We start from the raw sequence: 23110 nt of genomic DNA, 5'->3' as shown, positions 1-23110 counted from the left end.
AATCTGTAATGTTGCAGGGCAAGGATAATTGGCCAACACCCTGTGTCCGCAAAGCGAGCATAAGCGCTCGGGCAACTCAAGGAGCAGGCTGGGCTGCGTCGCAGTGATGCGTCAGCCCGGCTCTGCAGTTGCACCGCAATGGAATCTGCACGGGAGTGGGGCGTGATGAGCTACCGGGTTCTGCTGGTCGCTGAAGTGGAGCTGTTCAAGGGTTTGCAGGCCGCGTTGAGCGAGTCGCGGGACGATTCGTTCGACTGCGTGGGAGTCGCCAGTCTGTCGGCGGCCGACACTCGCCTCAAGCAGCGCGGTATCGATGCGGTATTGCTGGATGTCAGCCTGCTTGGCGGAGCCAGCCGCGCGCTATGTTCGCGGATGTTCGCGTCGGCGGCGGACGTCCCTGTGTTGCTGCTCGGCGAACCGGACAACACGGGGCTGGCGCGCCAGGCTCAACGCTGGGGAGCTCGCGGCTATGTGCTCAAGGGGCAGACCGGCAGTGGCCTGCTGGCCCGCACGGTAAGCGCGGCCATCCACCGGCAATTGGCTGAAATGCATCGCCTGAGTGCCCGGTCGCGCGCCGAGATCACCCTGGATTGCCTCGGCGACGCGGTGATCGGCACCGATGTCTGTGGCCAGGTGGATTACCTCAATCGCGCCGCCGAGCGTCTGACCGGCTACCAGCGTACGGAGGCCCTGGGCCGGCCCATCGCCGAGGTGATGACGTTGCTCGACGGGGTCACCCGGACTGCCTGCCACAACCCTGTCGAGCGGTTGCTGCGGCGTAGCCAGCGTACGCCAACGGCAGGCAGTACGTTGTTGATGCATAGCGATGGCAGCACCCTGGCCATCGAACAGTCGGCAACCTCGATCCGTGACGGCAAGGGCCCGATCAGCGGTACGGTGACCGTGTTCCGCGACGTCAGTGCCGCCCACGCCATCGCCGCCAGAATGTCGCACCTGGCGCAGCACGACGACCTCACCCAGTTGCCCAACCGCGCATTGCTCAACGACCGTATCCACCAGGCGATCAGCCTCTCCCGGCGCACCGGTAATGCGGTGGCGGTGATGTTTCTCGATCTGGATCACTTCAAGAGCATCAACGACTCACTCGGTCATCACCTCGGTGACAAGTTGCTGCAGGCCGTGGCCCAGCGGCTGTCGGCCTGCGTGCGCGGCTCCGATACGGTGAGCCGTAATGGCGGCGACGAGTTCGTGGTGCTGCTGGCCGGTGATAGCAACGAAAGCAGTGCAGGGCTCACCGCCCGCAAGATCCGCGACGCCCTGCAGATCCCGTATTTCCTCGAAGAGCAACGTCTGCAGATCACCTGCAGCATCGGCATCAGCCTGTATCCCAGCGATGCAGGCGATGCCGAGGCACTGTTGAGAAATGCCGACCAGGCCATGTACTGCGCCAAGGAGAGCGGGCGCAACCAGTATCTGTTCTTTCAGCACGACATGGAGCAGCGCGCCAGCGAGCGCCAGATGGTGGAGCGCGGCTTGCACCAGGCCATCGAACAACGGCAATTACGGCTCTACTATCAGCCTCAGGTGGATCTGCGCAGCGGGCGCATAACCGGTGCCGAGGCGTTGTTGCGCTGGCTGCATCCGCAGTGGGGGCTGACCCTGCCGGAGCGCTTCGTGCCGATTGCCGAGGCCAGTGGCGTGATGGTCCGCCTGGGGCGCTGGGTGCTGCAAGAAGCCTGTCGGCAGGTCGTACGCTGGGAGGCTCAAGGCATCCGCCTGGAAGCGATTTCGGTGAACGTCTCGGCAGCCGAGTTCCGTCATCCTGCCTTCGTTGCCGGGGTGTGCGAAGAGCTGGCCGCCTGCGGTTTGCAGCCTGGGCGCCTGCACCTGGAGTTCACCGAGAGCGTGCTGATGCACGATGCCCAGGCGAGCCAGCGGGTGTTGGGGCAGCTCAAGGAGCTTGGGGTACGGTTGAGCATCGACGATTTTGGCACTGGCTATTCGTGCCTGAGCCTGTTGCTGCTGTTGCCCATGGATTCGCTGAAGATCGATCAGCGCTTCATTGCCGCGATCACTGCGTCGGGCGGCAGCGATCCCATCGCCCGGGCGCTGATCGCCATCGCCACCAGCCTTAAACTCAAGGTAGTGGCCGAGGGGGTCGAGACCTCTGCGCAACTGGCCTTTCTCGATGCTGCCCATTGCGACGAAGGGCAGGGACACCTGTTCAGCGCAGCGCTGAGCGAAGAGCACTTCACCACTCTGATGCAGTCATCGCGGCCGTTGCACCTTCAGCCGTGAGCGCTGCAGCGCGTCATTGGCGCATCGGCATGTAGGACAGCAGGCGGTCGGTTTCCTTTTTCACCACCGCATAGCATTCGCAGCTCATCTGTTCGAGTCGTTTGCGATTGAGCACGGTGATATGCCCGCGGCTGTACTCGATCACGCCCTGGCGCTGCAGCTTGCCGGCGGCCTCGGTAACACCTTCGCGGCGTACGCCGAGCATGTTGGCGATCAGCTCCTGGGTCATGGTCAACTGGTTGCCGGGCAGGCGATCGAGTGACAGCAACAGCCAGCGGCACAATTGCTGGTCGATCGAATGGTGACGGTTGCACACGGCGGTCTGCGACATCTGGGTGATCAGTGCCTGGGTGTAGCGCAGCATCAGTACCAGCATTTCCCCGTGGCGATTGAACTCGTCCTTCAGGCGCTGCCCTTGCAGGCGATAGGCGTAACCACCGCTTTGCACCACGGCACGGCTAGGGGTGCTTTCGCCGCCCATGAACAGTGAGATACCGACCAAGCCTTCGTTACCCACCACGGAGATTTCCGCAGAGGCGCCGCTTTCCATGACATTGAGCAGGGAGATGATGGAGTCGGTCGGGAAGTACACGTGGCGCACGGACTCGCCAGACTCATAGAGCACCTGTCCGAGCGGCAGGTGAACATGTTCCAGGTGTGAAAAGAGCCTCTGCTGGACTTCACCAGGCAGAGCTGCCAACAAGTGGTTCTGCTGCGGTATGCAGTCTTCGGGCATGAAATCCCTTATGAATTATTCGAGTGAGCTCCTCACCATACGCCCGGCCAGCGCGCCGCTCCGTTCGCTGCCGTACATAGTGCCGCAATCGCTCTGCAGCAAGTGCTCGACGCTGATCAGATCCTGGCCACCGTCTAGCAACCGCTGATAGCGCTCGACCAGGCCCGACGAGGCCTGAACGTGAGTGATGGTAGCCGAATCGTCCGGTCGGGCATCGCGCCGAGTCATCCGGATGATGTTGCCCGAACTGTTGGCAATGACGAAGTAGGTGTCGAGCATGCTGATTCCTCGAATGGATTGCCGGTCAGGTCATGCGGTGCCGCTCGAAGAAGCTGACGATCTGCTTGCGCGCCTCGTCGTGGGTCATGTCGTAGCGTTTCTGGATCAGGTTGGTGAGCTTGTCCAGGTCGCCGCCGGACTTGAGCAACTCATCCAGCGTCAGTTCATCCCATACGATCCGCGCCAGGCCTGCCAATAGCCGCCATTTTCCCTTGATGATTTCGGTCAGTGGTCTGTTCATGTTCGCTACTCCGGTAGCTGGTTCGGTTGAGCGATCACCCTGACAGGTTTATCGGTATCCGTCGGTGTGCCAGACCCCTTAAGGTGCCCCTTGTGAGGCCACTGAATATCGACCTGATGATCCTGGTCATCGTCGACCAGGGTGATGCTGTCGCCCTGGACCGCGATGCCGTCCAGGTGCAGGGTCGAGTCGGCGGCATCCGTGCAGCACAGGGTGATGCGGTAGCACGACGAGCCGAAGCGGTAGTGCAGGCTGAATCCGCGCCAGTCCGCCGGCAGCACCGGTTGCATGCGCAACTGCGTACCGTTGCGCTGCAGACCGAGCAGCGACTCGACGATCAGCCGGTACATCCAGCCGGCCGAACCGGTGTACCAGCTCCAGCCGCCACGTCCCTCATGGGGCGGCATGCCATACACGTCGGCGGCCACCACATAGGGCTCGACCTTGTAGGTGGCAATGGTTGCGGCACTGTTGCCGTGGCTGACCGGATTGATCAGGCGCAGCAGCTCCCATGCCCGTGCGCTGTCGCCCAGTTCGGCGAAGGCCATGCTCGCCCACACCGCGGCGTGGGTGTACTGGCCGCCATTCTCGCGCACGCCAGGTACGTAGCCCTTGATGTAGCCAGGGTCGAGCACGCCGTGGTCGAAGGGGGGCGCAAGCAGTTGCACCAGGCCGATGTCGCGGCGCAGCAGGTGCCGCTCCAGTGAGTCCATGGCCGTGCGCTGGCGCCCATCGGGTGCCGCGCCGGACAGCACCGACCAGCTTTGCGCGATGGAGTCGATGCGGCACTCGTCGTTGCCGGTCGAGCCCAATGGCGTGCCATCGTCGAAATAGGCCCGGCGATACCACTCGCCATCCCAGGCGTGGGCATCGAGGCTCAGGCGCAAGGCATCGGCGTGCTCGTCGCAGCGTCTGGCGAACTCGGCGTCACCGTTGAGCAGGGCTGTGGTGGCGAAGCGGCGCAGCACGTCGTAGCCGAAGAAGCCGAGCCAGACGCTTTCGCCCTTGCCCCCTTCGCCGACGCGGTTCATGCCGTCGTTCCAGTCGCCGTGGCCCATCAGCGGCAGGCCGTGAACGCCCCGTGCCAGGCTGTGCTCGATGGCTCTCACGCAGTGCTGGTACAGGGTTTCCTGCAGGGCAGAGTGGTGCGGCAGGTCGTAATAGGACTCCTCGCCGCTGTTGAGCAAACGGCCTTCCAGGTAGCCCACGGTTTCCCCCAGCACCGTGTGATCGCCGCTGACCTGAACGTAGCGGCTGGTCGCCTGGGCCAGCCACAGGTAGTCGTCGGAGCAGCCGGTGCGCACACCGCGATCCAGTGGCGGGTGCCACCAGTGCTGTACATCGCCTTCGATGAACTGGTGGGCGGCGCACAGCAGCAGGTGCCGGCGAACCGCGGCCGGGTCGGCATGCAGCATGGCCATGCTGTCCTGCAACTGATCACGGAAGCCGAAGGCGCCACCGGACTGGTAGTAACCGCTGCGCGCCCAGAAGCGGCAGGCGATCACCTGATACATCAGCCAGCCATTGACCAGCACGTCCACGGCCGGCTCCGGGGTTTCGATCCGCACCTTTCCCAGGGTGTCCTGCCAATGCTCGCGCACCCGCTGCAGTTCGACCTGGGCGACGTTGCCGCCGCGCATGCGCTGCACCAGGCGCGAAGCGGTCTTGGCGTCCTGGGCGGCGCCCAGGCGGAAGGTCACGCTGCGCTGCTCGTCGGCAGCCAGTTGCAGATTTGCGCGCAGCGCCGCGCACGGGTCGAGCCCCGGGCCGCTGCGCCCCGACAGGTGCGGCTGGGCCATGGCCGCAGGGGCGCTCAGGTGGCCGTTACGGCCGATGAAGTCGCAGCGCCCGGCGGTGCTGCTGGCCAGCGGTACGTCGACATCGAAGAAGGCCACCCGGCCAGGGAATTCGATGGAGTAGGCATTGCGAGCGAACAGCGCACCGCTGTTCGGATCGGCCTCGCTGACCACGTGCATGGAGGATTTTTCCCGCAGGTCGCCCAGTACCCAGGCCACGTAGCCGGTGACCGACAGGCGCCGTGCTCGGCCGGAGACATTATGGATTTTCAGGTGCGATAACTTCACCGGATCCTGCAGCGATACGTAGACCCACAGCTCGCTGCGAATCCCGCCTTCCTCGTGTTCGAAGACGCTGTAGCCGAAACCGTGTCGGGTCACGTAAGCGCCCTTGCCAGGGCGTGGCAGCGGGGTTGGCGACCAGTAGTGGCCGCTGTCTTCATCGCGCAGGTAGATGGCCTCGTCGCCCGGGTCGCTGACCGGGTCGTTGCGCCATGGCGTGAGGCGGAATTCGTGGGCGTTCTCATGCCAGGTGTAGGCGCTGCCGCTTTCCGAAATCACGCTGCCGAAATTCGGGTTGGCCAGCACGTTGACCCAGGGCGCCGGGGTCGGCTGACCGGCTTGGCAGTGAATGACGTATTCCTTGCCGTCGGCGCTGAAACCGCCATGGGGGTTGCTCAGGATCAGCGACGAGTCAGCCAGCGGAACCACCACTGGCGGCGCCGGCCTGGGCAGCAGGCGGGCATCGAAGGCCGGCATGGCGGGCTCTGCCCGACGCCGATGAATCTGTTCGGCGAGGCTGCCGCGTTCGTCGCTGAGCACCAGATGGGCCACGGCCAGCATCAGCACGCGATCTTCATTGGAGAGTTGCTGGGCCGGGCGCACGAAAATGCCACCAGGCCGGTCCAGCAGGTGCGCCTCGCTGCCCGAGGTCACCAGGCCCATGATCACGTCCTGCAGATCCTGCCGGTAACCGGCCTGGTCCTCGTTCCAGATCACCAGGTCGACGATCAGGCCCTTGTGTCGCCAGTAGGCATGGGCCTGCACCAACTGGCGCACCAGGTCGATATGCGCGGTGGCGGAAATCTGTAGCAGCACGATGGGCCGGTCACCGGAAATCGCCTGGCCCCACAGGCCGCTCTGGTTGCGCTGGTTGGCGGCCAGCACGCCCGGTGCGGCGCGCAGCGAGGGGTTGGTATAGATGATCGACGCGGCCATCTGCTCGAACAGACGGGCCTCGGCATGGGAGGTGTTGAGCTGGCGCAGCAGCACCTGGCTGTGGGTCCAGGCCAGGTCGAAGACACGGTCGGCCAGGTGCCGATCGCGGTACTTGTTGATCAACTGCAGGCAACCGTCACGGCTGTCACTGACGCCGGTCACCAGGTCGATGGTGGCGGTCTGGCCAGGCTCCAGGGTGATCCGGCAGCGGATCGAGACGATCGGATCGAGCACCGCACCCGCGGTGCCGGACAGCGTCTCGTTGTCCATCGCGGCGGGGTGCGTCAGGTTGCGCCCGCGACCGATGAAGCGGGCGCGGTCGGTTTCGTAGGAGATCGCCGCGATGTCCACCTCGTGGGCGGCCAGCAGGTGGCACAGCCACGGTACCTTTTCCTCGCTCGAACGTGGCCGCCGGCTGCACAGAATCGCCTGCAGCTCAGTGAGCAGTTCGCTCTGTACGAACAGCTTGCTGAAGGCCGGATGCAGGGCGTCACTGAGGGCCGGTGCCAGCACCACTTCGGCGTAGCTGGTGAGTTCCAGGGTACGGCGCTGCGCACCCCGGTTGCTGATGTGCAGGCGCCGCAGTTCGATGTCGTCTTCGGGTGAGACGACGATCTCGGTGTGAGCGTCGAAGTCCCGTTCGCGCACGCGGAATTCGGCCCGGGCATCGGTGAAGATCGCCTCGAAGCTTTGCGTCGTGCGCAAGGTCGGCTGGTGCGCCGAGGACCAGAAATCCCCGCTGTCGACATCCCGCAGGTAGCAGAAGGTGCCGGTGTTGTCGCAGGTTATGTCCTCGTGCCAGCGGGTGACCGCCATATCGTCGCGGCGGCTGTAACCACCACCGGCATTGCTGATCATCACGTGGTAACGGCCGTTGGAGAGCAGTTGTACGGCGGGGTGTCGGCGCCCCGGGTCGGTGTAGACCCGCAGCTTGTTCTCGTTGACCCGGGCGACCTTGCCCTCCAGCGAGGCATTGGCGGTGTGCAGGTATTGCGCGGCGCTTTTCGGCACCCGTTCCTGCAGCAGCAGGGCGGTGGCCTGGAACTGCGGGTCGGCCTCGAAGCGGCGCTGCATCGGGCGATCGAGCAGCACATGGGTCAATGACAGCAGGCTCATGCCCTGATGGTGCGCCATGAAGGACTGGATCAGCGCAGCGTTCTGCCCCGGTGGCAGCCGGGCACTGGTGAAATCGATGGCTTCGTACAGACCATAGCGGCCTGCCATGCCCATGCCCGCCAGGCGCTGGAGGTTCTTGCAGGCCGCTTCCGGGGCTACCATCAGCGCCAGCACCGAGGCATAGGGGGCCATCACCACGTCTTCGCCAAGGCCGCGCTTGAGACCCAGGCCGGGTACGCCGAAGGCCCGGTACTGATAATTCAGTTGGGCGTCCAGGGTGCTGTAGCCGGACTCGGACACGCCCCAGGGCAGGCCCAGTTGCTGGCCGTATTCGATCTGCCGGGCCACGGCGGCGCGGCAGGTCTGGTCGAGCAGGGTGCCGGCATAGCTGGGCATGACCAGCATCGGCATCAGGTACTCGAACATCGAGCCGGTCCAGGACAGTAGCACCGGGACCCCGCCGTTGCTGGTCAGCAGCCGGCCCAGGGTGAACCAGCTGTCCTGAGGCAGCTGTCCCTGGGCGATGACCACGAAATTGGTCAGCCGCGCTTCCGAGGCCAGCAGGTCGTAGTAGGCGCCGTCCAGGCGCTGGTCATCGGCGTTGTAACCGATGGCCAGGAGCTCGCGTTGCGCGTCGTACAGGAAGGTGAAGTCCATGTCCGCCAGCTCGGCCGCCAGATCCGCCAGGCGCAGCGCCGTGGCGATGCGCTCGCTGGCGTGGGCGATCACCGCGCGGACCTGGGCCTGTTCGGCTGCCGGCCATTGCGCGGCATCGAGCTGTGCCAGCTCATGCCAGCTGGCCGAGGCCAGTGGCTTGCCGGGTAGGGTCAGGCAGGTCAGTTCGCTGTGCAGATCCTGGCAATGAGCGAGCAGCGCCTGGCGCCAGTAGTCGGCCTCGACAGCCGTTGAAAGAGCGGGTTGCAGGCCCTGGGCGAGGGCGATCAGGCGCTGCAGTACCGCACTGATATCGGCCAGGCTCTGCGCGTCGAGGGCAGGTGTCGTGGCCAGCTCGCTGAACGCCTCGTCGAGCAGGTGCTCGTCCAGCCCGCCCGCCAGCATTGCCTCATGCAGCACGCCCAGGCTGTCTGCCAGACCGATGCGCCAGTTCGGGCTGAGCAAGGCCGCTTTTGGCAACTCGTACAGGCCTGGCCGCAGGGTCAGCAGCAGACCGGCCAGGTTGCCGCTGTCCACGGTGGACACGTAGCGGGGCGGCAGCGGTTGCAGGGTCTGAGTGTCGTACCAGTTGTAGAAGTGGCGGCGATGACGCTCCAGCCGCGACATGCTGGTCAGGGCGCTATCCAGGCGTGCGAGCAGGCGACCGCCACTGAGGTAGGCGAAGTCGTGAGCGGCCAGGTGCGAAAGCAGTGCCATGCCCATGTTGGTTGGCGAGGTTCGGTGGGCGGTTACCGCGGTCGGCCGTTCCTGGATGTTGTCCGGTGGCAGCCAGTTGTCCGCAGGGCCGACATGATCGTCGAAGAAAGCCCAGGTCTTGCGTGCCAGGCGGCGCAGAAACTGTTGCTCTTCGAGCGATGGGGCGAACAGCACATGGGCCGCCGGCCTGCTCAGCCAGCAGGCGATGGCCGGGGCCAGCAACCAGGCCAGCAGGAAGGGCGCGGCGATTGCCAGCGTCACCGGCTGGCCGAGCAGCGCGATGGCCACGGCGACCGCCAGCAGCGGCGCCACCCACATCAGCCGATACAGGCCAGACAGGTCATTGTTGCTGCTGCGCTCCACTTCTCGGGAGGGGTTCCATTGCAGCAGGTGGCGCTGGCTGATGGTCATGCGCCACAGCGTGCGGGCGATGGCATCCAGGCTGCTGAAGGCCTCGAACGGCAGCCACACCAGCGTCAGCAGCGCACGACCGAAGTGCTGCGCCGCATCGCGCAAGGTTACCTTCAGGTGCTGGCCGAGGTTGATGTCATGGGCTTTGTGCAGCACATCCAGCAGGGTGCTGATCAACGGCTGGGCGATGATCAGCAGCAATACCCCCAGGCTCCACTGCAACGGCTGTGAACTGGCCAACCAGCCCCACAGCAACATGCACAGAAAGGCCGCTGGCTCGAGGCTGCGGCGCAGGTTGTCGACGATCTTCCAGCAGGCCAGGTTGGTCAGACGGTTCTGCTCCAGGCCACCACCGGGTTTCGGTGTCCAGGGCATCAGCCACGGCAGCAACTGCCAGTCTCCACGGATCCAGCGATGCCGACGTTTGGCATCGGCGCTGTAGCGCGCCGGGTGTTCTTCATACAACTGTACGTCGCTGATCAGCCCGGAGCGGGCGTAGCAGCCCTCGATCAGGTCATGGCTGAGAATGCGGTTGTCGGGAAAGCAGCCCTGCAGGGCCTGCTCGAAGGCATCCACGGCGTAGATACCCTTGCCGATGAACGAGCCGTTGCCGAACAGGTCCTGATACACGTCGGATACCGAGCGGGTGTAGGGGTCCACCCCCGCATCGCTACCGAACAGCTGGGCGTAGGCGGAGCGGGCGATGCTCGGCAGGCTGATGCCCACACGGGGTTGCAGGATGGCGTAGCCACTGACGATGCGGCGTTGCTGCGCATCGAAGCGGGCCTGGTTGAGCGGATGGCAGATGGCGCCGAGGAACTGCCGGGCCACATCGCGCGGCAGCTGGGTGTCGGTGTCCAGGGCGATGACGTAGTTGACCTCCGGCAGCGCGGCGATATCGCCGACGATCAGGGAAAACCGGTCGTGGCCATGACCACGCAACAGCGCATTGAGCTCGGCGATCTTGCCGCGCTTGCGCTCATGGCCCATCCAGCGTTGTTCGGTGGCGTTCCAGCGTCGTGGGCGATGCAGCAGGAAGAAGCGCGACGCGCCAGTTTCGGGGTATTTCAGATTCAGCGCATCGACCGCCAGGCTGGCCTGTTGCAGCAAGGGCGCATCGCCGTCGAGCACCTCGCTCTGGGCATCCATGAAATCGGTGAGCAGGGCGAAATACAGGTTGGCATCCCGGTTGGCGAGGAAGCGTATCTCCATGCCATCCACCAGTTCTTCCACGTCCTGAGCGCTGCCGATCAGCGTTGGCACCACTACCAGCGTACGTGCCTGGGGGGGAATGCCGGCGCTGTAATCCAGGCGTGGCAGGATGTCTGGTGGCAGGCTGAGGGTCACCAGCCGGTTGACCAGCGCGATGGCCAGGTGGCTGGTCATCACCAGTGTCGGTACGCTGAGCGACAACAACGTCCACAGGCCCCAGCCGTCGGCGCGCAGCATGCCGTAGAACGGCCAGGCCAGCAGCGCGCTGAGCAGCACCACCGGAGTCATGAAGAAAACCAGCGGCGACTTGCGCAACACGCGTCGACAGCGCTCGGCCAGGGAGCGTCGCGCACCCAGTTGCCGCTCCAGATCGGCCAACCCCGGGCCCAGCAGGTAGAAGCCGACGTGGCTCATCAGGGGTTCATGATCCGGTGCCGCGCGGCACAAGGCGATGGCGGCGCGGGCGATGTCGATCTCCGAGTGCGGACAGCTGCGCGCCAGGCGCTCGACGGCATGCCGGTAGTGGTCGCGGGTGGCGAAATCCATGCAGGCGTAGACCGCAGATGGATCTTCGCCAAGGGTGTGTTCGACACCGCTCATGTGCTCGACGAACTCGCGCCAGTCGGTGGCCGAGAGCAGGCGCAGGCTGTTGATGCTGTTGCTGATCGACACCTGCTCCGTGGCCTGCAACTGAGCGTCGAGGTGAATCAGGCGCTCCACGCTCTGGCCAGACTCGGCCAGGGCCTGCTCGACCCAGGTCATCGGCAGAATAAGTGCGGTGCTCTGGCCCTGCAGGCGCCGCGCCAGTTCGGCCACGAAGGCACTGGTCATCGGCGGTGCCGAACGTGCCAGGTCGGCAACCAGCAGCACCACGCTCTTGGCGTCGCGTTCTGCGGTGGCAATCAGGCGATCCGCCCAGTCATTGGCCAGGTTGCGGTCGTTCCAGTTGGCCATCACCCGTGAAGCGACCCGGCGCAGGTTCTCGATCAATGCCAGGCGCAACATGATGGGAATGCCCCACAGCTCGCCCAGCGTCAGCGGTGTGACCACCTGATAGGCGGCCACGAAGCGGCTCAGGCTGTCGCTGTCGACCCGGCCGTCACCGTGGGCAATGGTTTCCAGGGCGATGTCGTAGACCCGCGGCAAGGTACGCGAGGGCCCATCATCCAGGCCGGGCAGTTCGCGGCAGTAGCCTTTGGGTAGATGTTTCTGCGCCGTGCGTATCTGCTCCTCGACCAGGTAGAAGTTGTCCAGCAGCCACTCCGCAGCCGGCGTTGCGCGACGGTTGGAGAGCGCTGCCACGGTCATGGCCTGGCAACTGCTGGCCAGCACTGCAGCATTCTCGGCGAGTCGGTGAAGCAGGGCGTCGGAGGTGGAGTCGCGGCTAAGGTGATGCTGGCGGGCCAGGTGGGCACCGTGGGTGGCCATCTGTTCTGCGCTGAACAGTTCCGCGCGCAGGGCCGGCTCGTACTCGAAGGTGCGGGGCGCGGGCCGCCACAACCGTTGGATTGCTCGAAGCCATTGCCTGTCCATGTTTTCCTTGGCGTGCAACGTGAAACGCGGGCAACGTTGCAGTGATGCGTGTCACGCAAGCGCTGCGGGCGTGACGAGTGAGGAGGGTGCAGAGAGGCAGTGTGAAATTCTCCCGGTAGGGCGTCTGTCTGCTGGCACACATAGCGGTGGCCCTGGCCGTTGCGCTTGGCCACCGGCCGTCCGATAGACCGTCGTGGCCACATTCTCTGCAGCTGGCGGCCCAGTTGGCGCTGGGTGGAAAAAGGCCGTTGCAGTGAGGCAATCGTGCCTCTTCGAGTGATGGCCTATTGCGCGGCAAGGGAGTATTGCTGGCGCGCCGGCAACCAGCCGGCACACGCAAAGGAGCTACACGATGGGCACCAGAGGATTGGTCAGGCTTATAAGCGTCATGAGCTTCACGTCCGCGATACTCTCCGGCTTTGCCGTTTACTGGGCGCACCAGGCCTACGTATCGGCGGCTCGAACCAACCTTGCCGCACTCTCCGCCAGCGAAAATGCCCTGACCGCCGCTGCTTCCTGCCAGGAAGGCACCTTGCTGCTTTCGCGCTGAGCTCGCTCATACCATCGCGCACCGGTAGGCCTCCACTCCCTCGGAGCCTGATCGCCATGCAAACCGCGTAGCCCGTGCTTGAGCGCAGCGATGCCCAGGGCCGCAGGCTTGCGCACCCAAGCGGATCTCCAGACGATGTCAGGCGCTTCGGTTCTGCAAGCCTTATGCTAAAGGCTGCACGCTCGGAGATTCGCTCATGCGCAAGCAGTATCACTTTCGTGAAAGCAAAGACGGCCTGCTGGCCTGGGATGTCCATCGCCTGATCGACCTTGCCAAAGGCATAGCGCCTGGCCCCGTCGATCTGTCCGCGATCAGGGAAGTCGACGAGCCCTATTGGTTCGACGCCGAAGATCCGCCCCCCACGTGCCGTGACCTGATCGAGCACATGCGGCTCGTCGACGCCACGGACCTGGCCTATCCGATCATTCTTTCACCTGACGGACGGGTCATGGATGGAATGCATCGCGTGGCCAAGGCCTTGCTGCAAAACCAGCGCCGCATCATGGCCGTACGCCTGCCAAGCATGCCCGAGCCGGATTACATTGGCGTCGATCCGGACGACCTGCCGTACGACTGATCGCTGTGCAAAACGCAGCCTGTGGTTGAGCGCAGCGATGCCCAGCACGGCTCAAGCAGCACACGCCGATTGATTAGCTCTGCTCATAGGCCCTTGCCGGTTTGCCTGGCTAGTCCGGGCCGACGTCCTCGCTTAACGTCCTTCATCCGCATTGCAGTCACTGGCCAGCCGTTGAGTGCAGCGCATCCTGCCTTTCGCTCACACGGGGTACGCTCGATGAATCGACTCACCATTCAATACGGCATGACGTTGCTGCTGGCGATGTTCGCCGAAATCGCCATGGCAGGATCGACCGCGCCGCAGACCGCCCCGAAGGCCAATGAAAGCCGCGCCGCCATTGAGCGGGAATCCGAAGAGGGTGGCGCCAGCGGTGCGCAAACGCCTGTGGTCCTGGTCGTGGGTGCCAGTGGAAGCATCGGCCGACTGGCGGTGGCAGAGGCGTTCAGGCGCGGCTACGAGACGCGCGCACTGGTGCGTGACCCCGACCAGGCCGAGCTGTTTCCTGCCGGGGTGAAGGTCGTGGTCGGTGACCTGACTCGCGCCGAGACGCTGCCGGAGGCTGTCGCCGGCATCAGCGCGGTCATCTTCACCCATGGCATCAGTGGCAATGATCCGAGCGGTGCGGAGGCGGTGAACTATGGGGCGGTGCGCAACGTTCTCGGCGTGTTGCAGGCGCCTGTGCGCATCGCCCTGATGACCACCGTCGGCGTCACCAAGCCCACAGTCGGGCATGACTGGAAACGTCGCGGAGAACGCCTGGTGCGTGCCAGCGGGCTGCCTTACACCATCGTGCGGCCTGGCTGGTTCGACTACAACGCGGCCGATCAGCAACGCCTGGTCTTGCGCCAGGGCGATACGCACTGGTCCAGTTCACCGTCCGATGGCGTGGTGGCTCGTGCGCAGATCGCCGAGGTGCTCGTCGCGTCCCTGACCTCGCCCAGCGCGAACCGCAAGACCTTCGAACTGGTCGCCGAGCGTGGTGCCGCTCAAACGGATCTCGAGCCGCTGTTCTCGGCTCTGCCGGCAGACCCTGCAACGGGTTACGACGCCGTCGGTGATCAGGACAACCTGCCGCTGAGCGAAGAGCCGGACAGGGTCGTCCAGGCGCTCGATGCTGTCAGCGTGCAGTTCGACGAGTGATCCCCATGCGGCTGCGCGCGCAGTGAAGGTTTTCGATCACTCTGGTCATGAAGAATGTACGTCAAGATCGGCAGTTGCCGGTGTAGGCATTCATTGCTCGAGCTGCTCCAAGCCGAGAGGCGTGAACCCTGATGCTTTCAGCTCGTGGGCTGCTTCAGGGCTTTGCAGGAACGCGATGAAAGCCTGCGCCGATGCAGGTTGAGCTGCAGCAGTCGTTACCGCTGCCGCAATGATGTTCACCCGTTGAAGCTCTTCGGGAAGGGGACCGACGACGTCGATTCCCGGCACGGCCAGAAGCTCGCTCATCTGCTGCAACCCGACCTCGGCATCACCGCGCAGCAGGGCGTCGCCAACCAGCTCGGGAGCCTCGATGACGATGCTTCTGGGCTTCAACCTGTCGGCTATTCCCAGTTCAGGGAGCAGAGTGCGCTGCACGTAAACCCCGCTCACACCGCTCGAAAAGGCCAAGGACCTGGCGGCCAGCAAGGTGTGCCGCAAGTCTTCGATACTGCCGATCTCAGGCCGTGGCGTACCCGCTCTGACCGCCAGGCCCAGCCGGGAGCTGGCCAGGCTGGTGGCGGTTTCGGGGCGCAGGTGGCCCTGTTCGATCTGTTCATTCAGGGCGTCGGCAATCATCACCACCAGGTCAGCGGCCTGCCCATTTCCAAGGCGTATGGGGAGCGCATCGGCGCTGGCTCCATACGAGGCGCCCCAGGAAAAAAACAATCGATCACCGGTGGTTCTTTCGAATTCAGGTGCCAGCTTCATGAACACCGGCTGCAGGGCCGTGGAGGCCAGGACGTTTATATCCGCGGCGTGGAGGCTTGCGTCCGAAAACAGCATGGCCAGAATGCCCGGTACAACCGCTCGACTCAGCTGACGCATTTCATGTTCCTTGGGTAATCGTCGCCCCTATCCGTTGCAGATGGGGGCGAACGGTCAGGTGAGAGCGGGAGGGCGAGTCGGCATCGCGTCGCCCTTGCTCAGGTCGTCAGGCCCACTTGTGGAGCTGAGGCAGGTCACCGCTTGGCTTTGAGCGCCGTGACGATGGCTTCGCCGAACGATTTGGCGGAGGTCGGGTTCTGGCCGGTAATCAGACGCCCGTCGACCACCACTTTATTTTCGAAGATCGGTGCTTCTTCGAAGGTGGCCCCGGCTTTCTTCAACGCTCCTTCGAGCTCGAAGGGGACGATCTTGTCGTAGTCGCGCGAGCGCTCTTCCTCGGCCGTGAAGCCCGTGACACGGCGGCCGCTCAACAGGCTCTTGCCGTTACCGAGCTTCACGTCGAGCAGGCCTGCAGGCCCGTGGCAAACAGCGCTGACGATACCGTCGTTCTCATAGATGTCGGCCACGATGCCGCTCAGTTCCGGGTTGTTGACGAAGTCCCACATGGGGCCATGGCCACCGACCAGCAAGATCGCATCGTACTTCGACGCATCGACATCCGAGAGCTTGAGGGTGTTGCCCAGCTTGTTGCGGTGTTGCGGGTTGGTCCAGAACTTCAGGGTCGCCTGGTCACTCAGGTCGAAGCCATCGAACGGAGCGAAGCCGCCTTTCGGGCTGGCGAGATCGTAATCGATGCCAGCCTCATCGAAGACTTCGACCGGGTGGGTCAGCTCGGGAAACCAGAAACCGCCGACCAGGGTCTCGGTCTTTTTGTCCAGGCTCGATACCACGATCAGAATCCTGTCAGCCTGTTCGCTTTCCTCGGCGATGGCGGCCGTGCTGGACACGGCGAGTGAGATGACCGCTGCGGCGAGACCGAGCAAGCGCTTGCGAATAGCCATGTGAATTCCTTCGAATGGTGGGGGTGAGCTCACTCTATCCAAGATGAAATCACGCCAGTAGCTGGCCAAATCCGAATGCACTATTCAATTTATCGTTGTAATTCGACGAAATTGGCTCGATATAATCATGTAAATGTCTCCCGCTTGCATGGCTGCCCGAGCGCACTGGTTGAAGGACTCGAATGAATCTGCCCCACAGTTTCGATGGATTACCCGAATTTCTGGCGGTCGCCAGGCGGTTGAGCATCAGCAAGGCTGCGTTCGATATCGGCAAGACTCCGGGTGCGGTAAGCCATGCCTTGCAGAAGCTTGAGCAGCGGCTTGGCGTTCCGCTCTTTCACCGCACCACGCGCAAGGTGTCCCTTACCGAGGCCGGTGAGGAACTGCTGCACAAAGTCGAGCCTGCCGCCCTGGCCATCTCGACCGGGCTGGAAGATGCCGCGCAGTCGGCCAAGGCTCCCTCGGGTACCCTGCGGCTCATCGTCGAACGTCTGGCCTTGCCGCATGTCATCGAGCCTCTGCTGCCTGCCTTCAGAGAAGCGTGGCCCAATCTCAATCTGGAAATCACCGTCAGCAACCGCCACGAGAACTTCGTCTCCGAGGGCTATGACGCAGGCATCCTGATCGGCTCGTACATCGCCCAGGACATGATCGCGGTACGGCTTTGCAAACCCTTCCAGTGGGCGGTCTTCGGTTCGCCGGCGTATTTTCGGGCTAACGGCAAGCCGCAATCGACCGGCGATCTGGTGCGCCATCAGTGCATCCGCTTTCGGCGGCCCGAGAAAGGCGATATCTACCGCTGGGAGTTCGTCGAGAATGGCTCGACCGTGAGGATCGATCCGGCGGGCTCGATCACCGTCAACGACGGTGAACTCATGCGTAGCCTGGCGGTTCAGGGGGCGGGGCTGATCTACTCATCGACGTTCCACTCCTCTCGCGAGTTGGCCGCAGGCACCCTGGAGCCCGCGCTCCTCGAGTGCTCGCCGGGCTACGACGGCCTGTTTCTGTATTTCTCGAGAACGGCCAGGAACCAGCCCAAGCTAAGGGCGTTCATCGAGCTGTGCGGCCAGGTACTGAAAATCTGACGGCGTTCGGCTACTTTGGGTTGCGACCCGCCACCATCGAGGAACATGCATGTCTCTGATTTCGCAGCGAGTGGAACTGGCACGCCATGGAGCCAACGACAAGGTCATCTGCCGAATGGCCTCCGGCTGGGCAGTCATGGGCGACGTGCAGTTTCTGCCTGGATACTGCCTGTTGCTGCCCGACCCTGTCGTTCCCAGTCTGAACGATCTGGATACCGAGGCGAGAACGCGTTATCTGCTCGACATGGCTCGAATTGGCGATGCCGTGCTGCAGGCGACCGGAGCGCTTCGCATGAACTATGAAATTCTCGGTAATACCGAGCCAGAGCTGCATTGCCATATTTTTCCTCGTTACTCTTCGGAACCGGAGGAAAAGCGCAAGATGCCGGTGTGGTTCTACGATTGGAAAGCGGCTACACCTTTCACCGAGCAAGCGCACGGTGCGTTGCGTCGGCAGATCGCTCAGTTGCTCGCTGAATCATGCTGGCGCCCGAAAGAGTGATCGCTTGCCTGAGTATTCGCATTGGTTCCGACATCTATTCGGATCCCTCCGACACCTATTCGCACACGCCGACAGTTCGCTTTGCCGACGCCCTGAGATATCCAGTCACTGACTCGCAGTTCCAAATGGCCTCTCGCTGATGACTGCTACCGGCCAGAAGAGCCGCTCGGTTGTCTCTACAAAACAAGGGGCGATTCAATCTACGAAACTAAGGTCTATTGACGTTTCACGCACGGCTGCGCCGTAGCCCATTTCGCCGCGAGGCAAGGACGCCTTCATCACGGCAGAACGACAGCGGGCGCCGCAGGTCTGAATCCTCAGACAGACGGGCCTCCGTCGTTCCACCCGTGAAGGTAACTGGTATGCAAGAACAAGCAGACGGCAAGACCCCCGGCCTGTCAGCCGAAGAAGAGCGCGAGATCGATGAGAAGCTGCCGCCGCGGGCGGCGGTGTTGCATGAAACCATCAGGATTCAGGGCGACCATGAGCTGGAACGCAGCATCGCAGCATTATGGTGGTCGGCGCTGGCCGCCGGGCTGACCATGGGCCTGTCGCTGATGGCCATGGGGTTGTTCCGCTCTCGGTTGGGCCCCAGCGATGAAAGTCATGTGATCGCCAGCCTCGGTTATTCGGCAGGCTTTCTGGCGGTGATCCTCGCCCGTCAGCAACTGTTTACGGAAAACACCCTGACCGCCGTGCTGCCGGTGATGAGCAAGCTGACCCTGAACAATGTCGGGCGACTATTGCGTCTTTGGGGCGTGGTGCTATGCGGAAACCTAGCCGGCACCCTGCTGGTGGCTTGGGTGATGCTGCGCCTGCCGATTTTCGATGCCCAGACCGACCTGGCGTTTCTGGAAATCGGCCGTAAGGTGATGGAAAACGACGTGTCCAAGATGCTTGCCAAAGGCATTATCTCGGGCTGGATGATCGCCACCATGGTGTGGATGATCGCCTCGATGGAAAGCGCCAAGATCGCCATTATCGTGATGATCACTTACCTGATGGCACTGGGTGACTTCACCCATATCGTGGTTGGCTCGATAGAGGTGTCTTATCTGGTGTATGCCGGTGAAGTGAGCTGGGGCGATTTCTGGCTGGTGTTTGCGGGGCCTACCCTGGCCGGCAATATCATCGGCGGCAGCTTTATCTTTGCCCTGCTCAGCCATGCTCAGATCCGCAGCGAGCGTGACGTGATTGCCAAGCGCGAGCGCGACAAGCAGAAGTTGCTGGAGGAGTTGCGCCGCAATCGCAAGGACTGACCGTGCAAGATCGCCAAAGGCCTCAAGGTCGGTGGCCGCTTTTCTCGAAGTCGAGTCTTCGAAGGCGTCGCACTGATGCCGGCGCGCACCAGCAATGCCTGGTCAATGTTGGTGGCGCGTTCGTCAGCAGAGCGCTGTGCCCATTCGATATCACGCGCCAATCGAAACGCTACGCACTGCGCCTCGCGCCGCTGGGCGAAGAACAAACTGAAGGCCATGCCCCGCACTGCATGCCAGGGCCTGCTGCCGTTACATGGGCAACCATAAAAAGGCACAGGCCATTGCCACCGCGCTCTCGTAATTTCTCTTGAGCTTGTCGAATCGAGAGGCCACCGCCCGGTAGTGCTTCAGCCGGGCGAAGGCGTTTTCCACCAGGTGGCGATTTCGGTACAGACCTCTGTCCAGATCCGCGTTGCCTTTCACAGAGTTACGCTTGCTCGGGATCACGGCCTTTGCCCCTTGTCGCTCAACCTGCTCTCGGATTCTCTCGCTGTCATAGCCCTTATCCGCAACGATGGTTTCTGCCGCCGGGAGTTTGGAAATCAATGCGGGTGCCTGAGTACAGTCATTGATTTGGCCTCCCGTGATTTCAAACTCGATGGGTAAGCCATGGGCGTCCACTGCCAGATGAATCTTGCTGGTATTACCGGCTCGGCTTTTCCCTATGGCTTCATCATTTGCGCTGCCAGCGCCTGCGCTGTGCTGGTGAGCCGAATCCAGCCGGTCGGCCACAGGCAGAAACCGGCCAAGAGCAGCCGATCATGAGGGGCCGCTAACGGCTAGTCGATTTTAGAGTCAGTTCTGAACGCCTGCTTGGCGCTGTGCGCATACTGGGTGAAGCACTGCAGAGGCCGAAGCCCCTAGTGACGAACCATGCGGAAGCCTGTCGGTTTTGCGTGCGGCTGAATGGCGGCGGCCGATGCGAACGCCTGACGGTTTTCATGCGAATACTCACTTGCCGCCGGCCATGAACGAAAAAGCCCGGCAACCGGGCCGGGCTCTCTACTGACTCGCCTGCGTTACATCGGCCTGCTTGAAGCCTGAGCTCGCTTTATATCCAGCTCGGACCTATTGCCGTCGAAGTCTTCAGGCTCCACTGCGGGGGCCTCGTCCGGCAGCGAGGTGGGCTCGCTTTCGGTACCGGTGCCGGGGTCCAGCTCTTCATCCTCTTCGTCGCCAAGCTCTTCCCCCGGGCGCTGCATCTGCATATGCGTCTGACCTACCGCCTGCAGCTGCCATTGCTGGCGGGAGCCGTCTGCGAACGCCTTGGGGGCGGCGTAGCCCGGGTTGCCCTGATAATGAGCCGTGCCATCTTTCAGATTGATAACTTTCATGGCGGTGTACCTCGAATGAGGCCAAAGAGTTGGCCTCATCGAATCTGAGCAGGGCAGGGGCACGAGGTTCAGGCTAAACCCGTGACCACCGGGCGGATCGATGACTGCCTGCACGTCCCAGCGCAGCGGCCCCGTGGCCCGATTCGCGGCGGGTGACCACCCGTCCACTTTATGAGACGTCCCGCTGCATGCGTACCCTAATTTCTATCGAATAAAAACGGGCCAAGCACATGACCTTCACCGTACTGCTCGCCGAGGATGAACAGATCCTTCGTGATCTTCTCGTCGAGCTGATCTCTCCGTTGAGCCTGGACGTGATTCAGTGTGCATCGGCTGACGAGGCTCTGGGGCACTTGGAGCACAAGGCCGTGGACCTGTTGCTGAGCGACATTCGCATGCCGGGGCATCTGGACGGCTGGGAGCTGGCTGAAATCGTCTGGGTTCGCTGGCCCGAGTTGCCGGTGATACTGACATCCGGCCATATGCAGGTAACGGCCCAGCAGATGCCGGAAAACTCGGTCTTCATTCCCAAACCCTGGAAGCTGGACGTGCTGTACGACGCCGTGGAGCATTGCGTCGAACGCTGACAGAGCTCAGAGCGCCAGGCTCTCCAGCTCTTTCTCCCGGCCCAGCCTGCTGGTCAGTGGTGCCGTGATCCTGCAGGTGAAACCTGACGCCTCGTAAGACAACTCGGCGGCGCCGTCGAATGCGTTGCGCAGGCTGCCGGTGATCATGGTCGTCCCGTAGCCCTTGCGCGAAGGCGGCTTCACGGCAGGCCCGTTGCTTTCCGCCCAGTTGAGCGTGAAGATAGCGCCCGCCATGCCATGCTCCGTCGCCCAGCGCACGTGCAGCACTCCGCCAGGCTGCGACAAGGCGCCATATTTGGCTGCATTGGTCGCCAGCTCGTGGATCACCAGCGCCAAGGCCGATGCGGCTTCACCCGCAAGCACGATAGGGGGGCCGGAAAACAGAATGTCGTAGTCCGCGCAGTAGGGCGAAAGCACGTTGTGCAGTAGCGTGGAGAGCTCCACTTCCTGGGCATCCATCGCCAGGGAATGAGCGCGCTGCATCATCACCAGCCGTTCATCGAGCACCTTTCGGAATTGCCGAGGTTCCGGGTGGCCCCTCATCGTCATGATGGCCACACCGCCGATGGTCGCGAAGAGATTTCTCATTCGATGGTCCATCTCGCCGATCAGGATCTGCGTGGACTCCTGGGTGCGGCTGTAGATGCAGATCTTGGCGCACAATGCTGACGCCAGTTGCAGGAAGGCCCGCTGATCCGGGTTGGGTGGCGACCCCAGCGGATGGATGACGGCGAGGCTGCCTTGCACCAGGCCCTCGATGCTCATCGCGGGTATGGAAAGCATGGCCTCGAGGCCATGTTGGCGAAACAGCTCCTTCCACTCGGCCGAGAACCGCTCGTCGCTCGCCACCTCGGGCACTTCGACGATACGGCCGGTCATTATGGCCATGCCGCAAGAGCCTCGCTTACCGGTAATGCGGTTGTTGACCAGGCTGTTGCTGAACTCCAGCGGCAGGCCGGGGAAGACCGACAGACGAAACGTATTCCCAGGTTTGTCCAGCACGTTGATGCCGATCACCGTACCGGGGAGCTCCGCCTGCAGCGATACCGCGAACTCTCTGAGCAGCGGCTCGACGGGAGCGCCGGCGGACATGACGTCCAGCGCGCGTTCGCTGAAGCGGGAAAGGAATGTACGCATCGTCGTGCGTCCTCTAGCGGGAGGCCGAGAAGTATCCCACCGGCAATGATCTACCGCCAATTTTCTGTTTTCCGGTCCACGACCAATGGTAGCCGAGTGGGCTTGTGAGGCATGCCATGTACCGTCCTGGCAGCCCAGTGAGCTCGGTCGGTTTTGGCGCGAGCGAATTGCCTTGCCTAGGCGAGTGGTCGTGATCCAGCATCTGCTAACGGCCTGTGGGCGCGGGCCGTAGCGATGGGCGCGGATATCGTGAAGCGCTTGCAGGCGCATCTTGGGCTGCTGATGCCGGGTAGCGCTCTGCAAATGGCCGCCCGGAGGTCATCCGCGTGACCAATTGGGCCGGTTAGTTGAAACCTGACCACTGGAGATGGCTGATGGCAGTCCTTTGCCTGGGCTGGAGTTCAACAGCGGCCTTGCAAACATCATCCGAGTGAGCGCAAGTCAATCCGGAGGATTTAAAAGGTTGAGGCGAAAAGTCAGCGCTTATCGACACGACGTGTTCGACTCAATTGTCTGGACACCCAGGGCCCGCGTTGAGTTGATTGTAACGCAGACTATGACGCTCTCCCTGGTCATCCTCATAGTTCATGGTCACCGGTACGAGACCGCAAGTCTTGGCCGTGTCAGTAATGGAAATAACCCTGGCTATGTTCAGGTTCATGCCATATCGGTACTGGTTGTCGCTGGAATTGTGCGTGGCGCGATTTTCAGCCATTGCGACAGTGAAAGGGAGCAGAGCGACAAAAGCGATTGCGATGGTTTTCATATGCGGTCTCTCATTATCGGAGGAAGTTATTAAAGTCAGGTCTGCCAGATGAGAAATGCCTGGCTGGATATGAGAGTAGAAATGATCCGCTGTCACTTGCATGACCAGTGAATAACATTTTTGTCAGGAAGGATTTAGTTGGTTTCTGACAGAAATGTCAGCCAGGCGTCAGCGTTCTGTTGGTCGCCAATCGTATGATGAATGCAGACATATT

The 23110-nt window shown here is 62.8% G+C and carries 17 protein-coding genes and 2 pseudogenes; 9 read left to right on the top strand and 10 right to left on the bottom strand.

Features of this window, described 5'->3' with window-relative positions:
* Positions 1–165: 165 nt before the first annotated feature.
* Positions 166–2259 (top strand): putative bifunctional diguanylate cyclase/phosphodiesterase, encoded by a 2094-nt coding sequence (locus tag FHR27_RS14250; protein ID WP_052493727.1) that lies wholly within the window; start codon positions 166–168, stop codon positions 2257–2259.
* 13 nt (positions 2260–2272) lie between these two features.
* On the opposite strand, the gene FHR27_RS14245 is transcribed toward FHR27_RS14250, so the two are convergent.
* The 4 genes from FHR27_RS14245 to FHR27_RS14230 are packed head-to-tail and all read right to left on the bottom strand — an operon-like array spanning position 2273 to position 12172.
* Positions 2273–2995, bottom strand: a complete 723-nt coding sequence (locus tag FHR27_RS14245) for a Crp/Fnr family transcriptional regulator (protein WP_042551763.1) — start codon at positions 2993–2995, stop codon at positions 2273–2275.
* A gap of 15 nt (positions 2996–3010) precedes the next feature.
* Positions 3011–3274, bottom strand: coding sequence for a hypothetical protein (locus FHR27_RS14240; protein WP_179538879.1), 264 nt, complete (start codon positions 3272–3274; stop codon positions 3011–3013).
* A gap of 25 nt (positions 3275–3299) precedes the next feature.
* The gene (locus FHR27_RS14235; protein WP_042551761.1) at positions 3300–3515 is read right to left on the bottom strand and encodes a CsbD family protein; all 216 of its coding nucleotides are present in this window, start codon (positions 3513–3515) and stop codon (positions 3300–3302) included.
* A gap of 5 nt (positions 3516–3520) precedes the next feature.
* Positions 3521–12172 (bottom strand): GH36-type glycosyl hydrolase domain-containing protein, encoded by an 8652-nt coding sequence (locus FHR27_RS14230; protein ID WP_257026905.1) that lies wholly within the window; start codon positions 12170–12172, stop codon positions 3521–3523.
* 388 nt (positions 12173–12560) lie between these two features.
* On the opposite strand from FHR27_RS14230, the gene FHR27_RS14225 reads away from it, so the two are divergent.
* The 3 genes from FHR27_RS14225 (at position 12561) to FHR27_RS14215 (ending at position 14439) form a co-directional block, all read left to right on the top strand.
* A complete protein-coding gene (locus tag FHR27_RS14225; protein WP_156152625.1) occupies positions 12561–12722 on the top strand; it encodes a hypothetical protein in 162 nt (53 codons plus the stop codon).
* A 196-nt stretch (positions 12723–12918) separates the two neighbouring features.
* Positions 12919–13299 (top strand): hypothetical protein, encoded by a 381-nt coding sequence (locus FHR27_RS14220; protein ID WP_042551759.1) that lies wholly within the window; start codon positions 12919–12921, stop codon positions 13297–13299.
* A 216-nt stretch (positions 13300–13515) separates the two neighbouring features.
* On the top strand, positions 13516–14439 hold the full coding sequence (locus FHR27_RS14215) for an SDR family oxidoreductase (RefSeq protein WP_179538878.1): 924 nt from the start codon (positions 13516–13518) through the stop codon (positions 14437–14439).
* 90 nt (positions 14440–14529) lie between these two features.
* Here FHR27_RS14215 and FHR27_RS14210 read toward each other — a convergent pair whose 3' ends face one another.
* Together FHR27_RS14210 and FHR27_RS14205 are read right to left on the bottom strand one after the other, a co-directional pair.
* Entirely contained in the window at positions 14530–15324 is a 795-nt protein-coding gene (locus FHR27_RS14210; protein ID WP_179538877.1) for a molybdate ABC transporter substrate-binding protein, read from the bottom strand.
* Positions 15325–15458: 134 nt separating this feature from the next.
* On the bottom strand, positions 15459–16226 hold the full coding sequence (locus FHR27_RS14205) for a type 1 glutamine amidotransferase domain-containing protein (RefSeq protein WP_179538876.1): 768 nt from the start codon (positions 16224–16226) through the stop codon (positions 15459–15461).
* Positions 16227–16408: 182 nt separating this feature from the next.
* On the opposite strand from FHR27_RS14205, the gene FHR27_RS14200 reads away from it, so the two are divergent.
* The 4 genes and pseudogenes from FHR27_RS14200 to FHR27_RS27310 all read left to right on the top strand — a co-directional run.
* Positions 16409–17311, top strand: a complete 903-nt coding sequence (locus FHR27_RS14200; protein WP_179538875.1) for a LysR family transcriptional regulator — start codon at positions 16409–16411, stop codon at positions 17309–17311.
* 49 nt (positions 17312–17360) lie between these two features.
* Entirely contained in the window at positions 17361–17813 is a 453-nt protein-coding gene (locus FHR27_RS14195; RefSeq protein WP_042551755.1) for an HIT family protein, read from the top strand.
* Positions 17814–18175: 362 nt separating this feature from the next.
* Positions 18176–19072: a formate/nitrite transporter family protein gene (locus FHR27_RS14190; RefSeq protein ID WP_042551754.1), complete on the top strand. Its 897-nt coding sequence runs from the start codon at positions 18176–18178 to the stop codon at positions 19070–19072.
* Positions 19073–19075: 3 nt separating this feature from the next.
* A pseudogene (locus tag FHR27_RS27310) lies at positions 19076–19296 on the top strand (helix-turn-helix domain-containing protein); the annotation flags it as partial.
* 25 nt (positions 19297–19321) lie between these two features.
* Here the strand turns inward: FHR27_RS27310 and FHR27_RS14185 are convergent.
* Together FHR27_RS14185 and FHR27_RS14180 are read right to left on the bottom strand one after the other, a co-directional pair.
* Positions 19322–19783, bottom strand: a pseudogene (locus FHR27_RS14185) (IS5 family transposase); the annotation flags it as partial.
* Positions 19784–20091: 308 nt separating this feature from the next.
* Positions 20092–20406: a hypothetical protein gene (locus FHR27_RS14180; protein ID WP_042551753.1), complete on the bottom strand. Its 315-nt coding sequence runs from the start codon at positions 20404–20406 to the stop codon at positions 20092–20094.
* A 230-nt stretch (positions 20407–20636) separates the two neighbouring features.
* Here FHR27_RS14180 and FHR27_RS14175 point away from each other — a divergent pair, with 230 nt between their 5' ends.
* Positions 20637–20993 carry a response regulator gene (locus FHR27_RS14175; protein ID WP_042551752.1) on the top strand — a complete coding sequence of 119 codons (357 nt, stop codon included), beginning with the start codon at positions 20637–20639 and terminating at the stop codon, positions 20991–20993.
* A 6-nt stretch (positions 20994–20999) separates the two neighbouring features.
* Here the strand turns inward: FHR27_RS14175 and FHR27_RS14170 are convergent, their stop codons facing one another.
* Positions 21000–22130 (bottom strand): HWE histidine kinase domain-containing protein, encoded by a 1131-nt coding sequence (locus FHR27_RS14170; protein WP_179538874.1) that lies wholly within the window; start codon positions 22128–22130, stop codon positions 21000–21002.
* 505 nt (positions 22131–22635) lie between these two features.
* A complete protein-coding gene (locus FHR27_RS14165) occupies positions 22636–22896 on the bottom strand; it encodes a DUF2790 domain-containing protein (protein WP_042551750.1) in 261 nt (86 codons plus the stop codon).
* Positions 22897–23110: the final 214 nt, after the last annotated feature.

Origin of the sequence: Pseudomonas flavescens (assembly GCF_013408425.1) — a bacterium.
Classification (GTDB): domain Bacteria; phylum Pseudomonadota; class Gammaproteobacteria; order Pseudomonadales; family Pseudomonadaceae; genus Aquipseudomonas; species Aquipseudomonas fulva_A.
Note: the sequence above shows the minus strand (reverse complement) of the source record. Positions and strands in the feature narration are given on the sequence as shown.